6 protein-coding genes and 1 riboswitch are annotated in these 8,580 nt (G+C 24.7%); of the genes, 3 read left to right on the top strand and 3 right to left on the bottom strand.

All coding sequences use genetic code 11. The annotated features are described in order from the left end of the window. Positions 1–3,410, top strand: a 3,410-nt coding sequence (locus HMPREF0202_RS06095) for an autotransporter family protein (protein ID WP_023052280.1), incomplete at its 5' end; no start/stop codon positions are given. Positions 3,411–3,448: 38 nt separating this feature from the next. Here the strand turns inward: HMPREF0202_RS06095 and HMPREF0202_RS06100 are convergent. Continuing rightward, a complete protein-coding gene (locus HMPREF0202_RS06100; RefSeq protein WP_023052281.1) occupies positions 3,449–4,843 on the bottom strand; it encodes a BglG family transcription antiterminator in 1,395 nt (464 codons plus the stop codon). 86 nt (positions 4,844–4,929) lie between these two features. Further along, positions 4,930–6,324, bottom strand: a complete 1,395-nt coding sequence (locus tag HMPREF0202_RS06105; protein WP_023052282.1) for a BglG family transcription antiterminator — start codon at positions 6,322–6,324, stop codon at positions 4,930–4,932. A 212-nt stretch (positions 6,325–6,536) separates the two neighbouring features. Here HMPREF0202_RS06105 and HMPREF0202_RS06110 point away from each other — a divergent pair, with 212 nt between their 5' ends. Then, positions 6,537–6,737 (top strand): cold-shock protein, encoded by a 201-nt coding sequence (locus HMPREF0202_RS06110; RefSeq protein ID WP_023052283.1) that lies wholly within the window; start codon positions 6,537–6,539, stop codon positions 6,735–6,737. A gap of 128 nt (positions 6,738–6,865) precedes the next feature. Beyond that, positions 6,866–6,941: riboswitch (cyclic di-GMP riboswitch) on the top strand. Between the two features lie 113 nt (positions 6,942–7,054). Next, positions 7,055–7,345, top strand: a complete 291-nt coding sequence (locus HMPREF0202_RS06115) for a winged helix-turn-helix transcriptional regulator (protein WP_023052284.1) — start codon at positions 7,055–7,057, stop codon at positions 7,343–7,345. A 35-nt stretch (positions 7,346–7,380) separates the two neighbouring features. Here the strand turns inward: HMPREF0202_RS06115 and HMPREF0202_RS15275 are convergent. Further along, positions 7,381–8,580, bottom strand: a 1,200-nt coding sequence (locus tag HMPREF0202_RS15275; RefSeq protein ID WP_023052285.1) for a hypothetical protein, incomplete at its 5' end; no start/stop codon positions are given.

Genomic DNA, 8,580 nt, shown 5'->3' on the forward strand with positions numbered 1-8,580 from the left:
CTATATTTAATATAATTATTTTATTTATTTTAATAGAGAAAAATTCCTATACCCAGAACATTATAAAGTTAAAAGATTATTTTAATGATAGTGATAAAACACAGGGTATTGTATTAGATGAAGAAGAAATGAGTATATATAATAATGGAAAAATTCAAAATTTAAATATAACTAATCAGGATAGTGAGTTAGTATCTAATGGAATAAAGAGCGATAAAAATATCGAAAATTTAGATAACAACGGAGTAATTTTAGGTGGTATTGAAGTAATAGAATTTGCTAATAAGGTAACTAATAGTGGAAATGGAATAATATTAGAAAATTTAGAGACGGGATCATTAAACAACAATGGTTATATAAATGGAACTTTCTTAGCTAATAGTTTAACTAAAATAAGTGGAAATAATGGAAATGGAATAAATATTATAGGAAATGACACGGGACAAAAAGAAATGGGAGCTAAAATCATTGGGAGTAAGCTAAATAAAATAGAAAACGAAGGAGTCATATCTGGAAAAACAGAATCAATAAATGGAAAGAGTGGGTTATATAATTCTGGAAATGGAATAAATGCATCTCCAAAAGATTTATTAGGTGGAAATTATTATTTTAAGAGCGAGATAGGAAGTCTTAAAAACTTTGGAAGAGTTATAGGAGAAGCTTTCATAGAAAATCAAAGTTCAAGAAATATAGGAAATGGAATAACGGCTTTTGGAAATTATGAAAGTAAAGTTGATGAAATAATTAACCAAGGGGTAGTAAGAGGAAGTGTATTTTCAAATTCAAAAATAGAAAATAGTGGAAATGGAGTACATTTAAGTTCTTTTGGACACTCTTTTGGTGGAGATTTTATAACTTCAAAAATAGAAAATACAGGTGTGATAGAAGGAAAAGTTGATACAACAGGATTAAATTTCGAGAGCGGAAATGGAATAATTGTTGATGGAAGAGGAATACAAACAAATATAGAAGCACTTAAAAATGGTGGGGTTATTAGTGGGTATATTTCAAAAATTGGTGATGGCAAATCTGGAAATGGAGTATATTCAGGATATAACATTAAAAATATTTTCAATGAAGGAGTTATAAAAGGCAGTAATATTGCTATTAATTTTAGAGGAAAATTAAATGAAATAGCAAATAATGGAATTTTAATAGGGGAATCTATTTTTAGTAAGGCTCCAGAAAATGAAGTGAATAATGGGTTATATATAAATATAAATCAGAGTGGAGAAATAGTAAGTATTAAATCAGATTCGACTATTGCTTATGACGATAAAGGAAGAGAAATAACAAATCTTTTAAAAGATTTGGATGGTTATATACTTGCAGGTCCAGAGTATAAAAATAAGATTTTAAATGGAGCAGGAGTATCAACTGGAACATTGACACTAGCAAATAAGCAAAGCACTATAGTAGAGAATTCAATAATAAATGCATATAAAACTGCAATTACCTTAAATGATAATACTAATTTAAAAATTCTGGATTCATTGGTAAATGGTGGTGGAATAAAAAATGAAGACCCAATAATACAGATATTAGGAGATGAATCTAAAATAGATATTATGGGAAATACTCTATTAAATGGGAAAATAACTGTAGATGGAAATAGAAATACAGTATATATTGATAATGATGTTAAAGTAAATGGTGATATATTATCAACTGGACAACTAAATACTTTGAAATTAGGGAATAGTGATTCAAATGAAGAACTTAAAATATATGATAAAATAGAGAATTTTGATGAGATAAAAACAAATGGAAAAGTTACATTTTATTCGACTGCAAAAGTAAATGCAACTACAGATATAGATATAGAGCATGGAACTCTATTAGTTAGATTAGATGGAAGCAAAAGAGATGAAAAAGGAAGAGTTATAGGACATGCATTATATGATCATACAGGAGCTATAATACTTGGAGAAAAAGAAAATATAGGAGATCATCTTCCAGATGGTGAAAATCATCCAGATATTAAAGCAGGAGCAAAATTATTTTTTAAAGCTAGTGGATTAAGAAACGGAACAGTTATTGCAATGAATGAAACAGATGTTACAGATCTTAAAGATTCAGAAATGGGAACATATTCTATAGCTCACACAGCGAGAAAATTTATACCTGGAAAAGATGATATTTGGTTAATAGATTCTGGGGTAAATACTTATGCTATGAGATCAACAGAGACAATAGATGTGATAATAGATACATTGAATTTAGATGATATTATAAATACTCCAGAAGATGATAGAAAACCTGATAATAAAGGTGAAGAGAAACCAGATAACCCTCCAGACAATGAGGTAGAAGATAGAGAAGATTTAGGCGATATATGGGACAGTATAGTAAACGGAGGGGAGGAGGGTTATCTGGCTCCGACGTTAGACTATGAAGACGGAAGAGGTATATTAGAGGCAAAAAAAGAATTAGTTTCTATATTAGATCAGATATATGCAAACAATCCATACGCATTTATAGGAGAAGCTTCTAAGGAAAGTTTAAGATTATATCAAGATAATATTTTTGCAACAAAAATGCCTAAAAAGGATGAGTGGATAACTGAAGCTCATGGAGTTTATAGATATGAAAAATTTGGAAAAAATGAGCAAAATAATAGATTTGGAAAAGAAATTCAAAAAAATAGTTACTCAAGTAATATATCAACATATGGAATGCTAGGAACGGCAGAGTATGGAATATTAGAGGATACATCTTTAGGAATAGCTATAGGTGGTAATAATCAAAAATTAAAGATGTCAAAAGAAACAAAGGGTGATGGAAACTCAGGTTATATAGGGGTTTATGTAAAGAGAAACATAGATAAATTTAGATTAACAACTGGAGTAGGGTACCAATACAATGAATATAATGTAGATAGGGTTTTAATAAATGAATACCAATATTTTAAAAATAATGGGAAATTATCTACAAATAGTATGGGTGCTTATTTAGAAGGAAGATATTTTATTAAAAGTGAAAATGATATTTTTATAGAGCCAAAATTAAGATTAAATTATATGATGATATCTCAAGATAAGGTAAAAGAAAATTATAATCCTTTAGCAATAGATGTGGATAAAAAGAATTACCAAAGTACAGATATTTTAGTAGGAATAGATTTTTCTAAGAAAAAATATTTAAAAGATGGGCTATTAGAGTTTAGAGGAGAAATAAGTTATATAAAAACTTTTGATTCGGATAGAGATTATTTAACAGGTAGAATAAAAAATAGTACTGACTTTAGAATTAAAGGACCAGAAATAACAGAAAATAGGATACGTATAATGATAGGTATGGATTATGAAAGATTAAATGGAATTTTCTATAATTTATATACAGGAGTAGGTTTAGCAGATAACGATAGAGTAGATACAAATATAAAAATAGGAATAGGATATAGATTTTAACAAAAAGGTGGTTTTATTTGATAAGACCACCTTTTTAATTATTCTTTATAAAATTTATTGACTCCTAAACAGAAAGCTTTTTCTTCTAGAATATTTTGAACCTTTGAATTACAATAAAAATCTATAACAAAAACGTTATGATTTATCTTTTCATCACTAATAACAAGGTCATATTCATCAAAATTTCTTAATATATTTTTTTTATGAAAAAATGAAGCTTCTAAATCAAATTTTATATCTGGAGCTAGTCTAGTTAAACTTTTTTTAAATAAAGTATAGTGATTTGCATTTATTTCGTTAAAAAGAAACAAAACATTTTTTATGTTGTTGAAATTATCCTCAATTAGAGCTCTTTTTAGAGCAAAAACAATAGAAAATTTATCTGCTAAAAAAAACTCATAAGAATGTTTTTTTGAAATAAAATCCAATTTATCTAAAAGGACTTTTTCATTTTCATTAAAATATGTATTTTTAAAATCTACTATATTATTTTTAAATTTAAATAAAGCGAGATAGATATTATGAAAAAGCATATCTTCTAGCTCTGAGTTTAAATTAGATATTTTAAATTCAGTTTTTAAAATATGTAAAAACTTTAAGGTTTTTACTTTGTTATCTTTGTCTAAAAAATAGTAATCTAAAATCAAGGTAGTTAAAAAGAAGGTTAATTCATCCTTATATTTAGGATTAAAATCTCTACCATATTTATTAATTAATGATTTTATATGATTAAATTCTTTAGTTTCAATATAACTTTCATTTCTAAATAGAGATTCTTCAAAAATTTCAGAGCAAATTTCTAAAGAGTATAAAAAAGAAAGTAAAAAATAATTAACAGATATATTAGAAAATTTAAGTATAGGATAAATCTGAGACAATCTAGTTTTAGTATCAAATTTTTTAATATCCATTAGAAGAGATTTTAATGGAGGAACTAAAATATCCTCTTCAATAAAAAGCTTCATAAGTTTTCGATGAAAGTTTTTTTTGTCAGTAAAGCTCAGTTCAGTTATTAAAAGACCTTTTCCATGAAGATATTCATAACGAGTTCCATTTTTTGAAAATTCATCTTTAACATTTTGAAAACATCGAAGAATAGTACTTCTAGATAAATCTAAGATTTCTTTTTCTTTCTCTAAATTTAAAAATCCATAAGTAATAAACTTAATATAAAGATAATCAACTCTTTCTTCCACAGTTAAAACGTTAAAATTATCAAAGAGTATTTCCCATTGTTTTTTAGTGAGAGGTAAATAAAAAATATCCTCTTTTTTTTCAATTTTAGGTAAATCAATAGATTCTAAAAAATCATTAATTTGTGAAATCGTTTTTAGAATAGCGTTTTTCTCAACTTTTAAATACAGATGCATATCTTCTATTGACATCTCAGTTTGAGATAAAATTTTTAAAACATTAGCAGCTGTTGTATTCATTTAATCACCTCCGACATTTATAGTTTAACATATATTTTAAAGGAACAGAACATAAAAAAGAACACTTAGAAAGTGTTCTTAAATATTTAAATAGTGTTTAATTTATTTAATCCACTCGTTAAAGCATGATTTTCTAAAATACTGTGGATATTGATAGTGTTATAGTACTCAACAACTTTTACATTAGGTACAATATTACTATCACTTATAATTATATCATAGTTTTTATGATTTTGTATAATATCTTTTTTATGGAAAAATGTAGCTTCAACATCAAATGTTATATTAGGATGATATTTTTTTAAAGATTTTTTAAATACAATCTGGTCAACTGCAACAACTTCATTGAAAAGTAAAAGAACACTTTTTATATTTGAAAAATTTTCATCTATAAGAATTCTTCTGATAACATATACAATCATAAATTTATCCACTAAATAGAGAGTATATGAAAACTCATTTAAAATTTCATCTAATTTATTTAAAATTATTTTATGAGGTTTACTAAAAGAAACATTAATAATTTTTACAATTTTATTATTGTATTTAAAAAATGAAAGATAAAGTTTATTAAATAACATTTTTTCTAAATCTTTATTAGAAATTTTGACACGAAATTTATTTTTAATAGAATTAGTTAAATTTCTACAAATATCTATAATAGATGCTTCTAAAATCCCCTTTTCACAAGAAAGAGATGTTAAAAAATGGCAAAGTTGATTTTTAAACTCTTCATCAAAATCACTTCCAAATATATTGATATTTTTTTGTAATTCTTTAAATTTATCCAATTCTAAATTAGAATCATCGATAAAATTAAATCCTCCAAAAATATGTATGCAAACTTCTAAAGAGCATATAAAAGAAAGTAAAAAATAATTTATAGAAATATCAGAATTTTTAAGTATAGGGTAAAGTTGAGAAAGCCTTTTTTTTGTATCAAAAAGTTTAATAGAGTCTAAAAGATTTTTTCGCACTGGAACAAGTATATCTTCTTCAATAAAAAATTTCATTAATTTTTTATAAAATAGATTTTTATCATTTTTAGAAAGATTTTTTAAAATAAGTCCTTTACCATGACAATATTCATAAGTAGTCCCATTTTTTAAAAATTCATCTTTAACTACTTGAAAACATCTTAAAATAGTACTTCTTGAAATATCTAAAATCTCTTTTTCTCTTTCTAAGTTTAAAAAACCATTTGAAATAAATTTAATAAATAAATAATCTATCTTTTCATCAGTAGTCAAAATTGTAAAATTTTCAAATAAAACTTTTAATTCTTCTGAGTTCAATTTTAGAAAGTAAAAATTATCATCTTTTGAAATAATAGGTAAATTAATTGAAATTAAAAATTCATTAAGTTGTGAAATAGTTTTAATAATAGAGCTTTTTTCCACATTAAAATACAGTTGCATATCCTCTATAGACATCTCAGTTTGAGATAATACTTTTAAAATATTAGCAGCTGTTGTATTCATTTTACCACCCCCGATTCTAATAGTTTATCATATATAGGGATATATTAAAATAGAAGTGAATGAAAAAAATAGGTATGATTATATACCAGTTTTGCCCCAATAAAAAGAAAAAATGGAATATATAATTTATAAATTATATATGATATTATTAGAATATATAAGAAATTAATTAAATTTCAAAAAGGATTATAAACACGGAGGGGAATAAAGAAATGACAAAAGGTACTGTAAAATGGTTTAACAAAGAGAAAGGATTTGGATTTGTAACTTGTGAGGAAGGAAAAGATTACTTTGTACACTTTTCTGGAATTATAGGAGATGGATTCAGATTTTTAGAAGAGGGGCAAAATGTATCTTTCAGAGTTGAAAGTGGAGATAAAGGGCCTTTAGCAAAAGAAGTTCAAGCAAACTAATACCTAATCCTAATAATATATAAAGGACGGAGATGTTCCGTCTTTTTTATTTGTAATTGTTTTTGTATAGAGCATTTTGTAAAAAAAACATTGCATAAAACGGTAAAAATAGGATATAATTAGAATACAAAATTATATGGCAAACTATGAGAAATCATAGGACGCAAAGCTATAGGGCCTGTAAAATGGTAGCCAGTTGCACTTATCTTTTAAATTGAGGGATAAGTGTTTTTTTTTTGAAAGAATAAGTTAAAAAAAGGAAAAAGAGATAATGTCTATAATAGTATATAGATAAAATCTATTAGGGGTGTTGTATTATGTGTAAAACAGAAATAAAAAAAGAGTTAGGGAAGTATCATATTAATTACACACATGAGAGGATTTTAAGAAGAATAAATGAGAACCCAGGAATAACTATGTGTGAATTAACTAAGGGATTGGATTTGTCAAAGGGATCAGTTTCGCTTTGTATAAAAAGATTGGAAGAAGAAAACTTGATTCAAAAATATGGAACATTTGATGATAAGAGAGTTTTTAGACTTCATCCAACAAAAATAGGAAAAGATTTATGTAGCAAGATTAAATTAATACAAATATTAAAAATATAACCTCTGTGTAAGTTTTTCTACAGAGGTTATTTTTATTATATTGGTAAAGGATAATATTTAATAAAAGGATAGTTAGAATTTAAATTTTCAAAAGTTATTACTAAAGAAACTTCTTCATGTAAAAGATAAGTATCTAACTCATAATATTTGATAAAATGAGATATATGTATATTTTCTTTTAAAAGAAAAAGATTTTTAATAACAGGATGTAAAAACCTAGGAAGATCCCTAAAAACAACGATTGTATTTTCAACTTCTGAAAAAGTATTTTTATTTAAATTTAAAAGATAAAGAAAAATAATATTAGAAAATTGAATATTAGGATATATTTTTCTTAATTCAAGAAATAGATGATAACATTCATTTTTTGCTTTATTATTTAAATTCAAGCTAAGAAATGAAAGATCATATAAAGACAAAAAAGAGCTTTCTTTACTTGCAATATGAATTCTATTACTAAATCTTTCGAAATATATCTTTTGAGAGCAATTTATAGAGATAAATTTGGAGAAGATATTTATAAGGTTACAATACTCTTTATCTAAATAGATATTTGTCTCTTTTAAAATTCCAGCACAAAACTTTAAAGTTATAATAAAAATATTTATATCTTTTAAAGGGAATTTACCCAAGGTTGAAGTTTTAAAAAAAGTATATGCTTTTTCAATATGTTTTAAAGAGAAAATATCAGAGAAGTATTTTTTAAACTCTTCTAGAGATAGTGTAGAGATATCTTCAGAACAGTTTTCATCTAAATATATTTGATAGATGCTATTTAAAAGTTTTTTATTATTTCCAAAAATATCTAAATCAAAAGCATATAGGAAATAATCAATTTCATGAATAGTTTTTTCAGATATTTTTTGTTGAAAAAAACTTAAATAATCTTCAGATATTAAAGGTGGAAGCTCTTCAAACTCTACTAGAAATTTAAAAATATATGAAAGAAAACAGCCTTTAATATTAGAAATATTTCCTGAAATACTAACTCCTTTGCTAGGAATACTAGAGATATCCAATTGATAGAACTTTAAAGATTTTTTAACAGAGATTAAGTCTTCACTTAAAGTTCTTCTAGATATATTTAAAATAGAGGAAAGTGTATTTAAATTTAAATTTAAGTTTAAATCATAATACTTTAATAAAACTAAAATAATATAAAATATTCGATCCTCTTTAGAGAAAATTTGATTTTGTTTTAAAATTTTGAAAAGAGATTTATTATTTATAATCTC

It is taken from the genome of Cetobacterium somerae ATCC BAA-474, assembly GCF_000479045.1.
GTDB classification, from domain to species: domain Bacteria; phylum Fusobacteriota; class Fusobacteriia; order Fusobacteriales; family Fusobacteriaceae; genus Cetobacterium_A; species Cetobacterium_A somerae.

Bases quoted from the DNA above. Each gene is read 5' to 3' on its own strand.
- HMPREF0202_RS06100 (WP_023052281.1), bottom strand. From the start codon at position 4,843: ATGAATACAACAGCTGCTAATGTTTTAAAAATTTTATCTCAAACTGAG.
- HMPREF0202_RS06105 (WP_023052282.1), bottom strand. From the start codon at position 6,324: ATGAATACAACAGCTGCTAATATTTTAAAAGTATTATCTCAAACTGAG.
- HMPREF0202_RS06110 (WP_023052283.1), top strand. From the start codon at position 6,537: ATGACAAAAGGTACTGTAAAATGGTTTAACAAAGAGAAAGGATTTGGA.
- HMPREF0202_RS06115 (WP_023052284.1), top strand. From the start codon at position 7,055: ATGTGTAAAACAGAAATAAAAAAAGAGTTAGGGAAGTATCATATTAAT.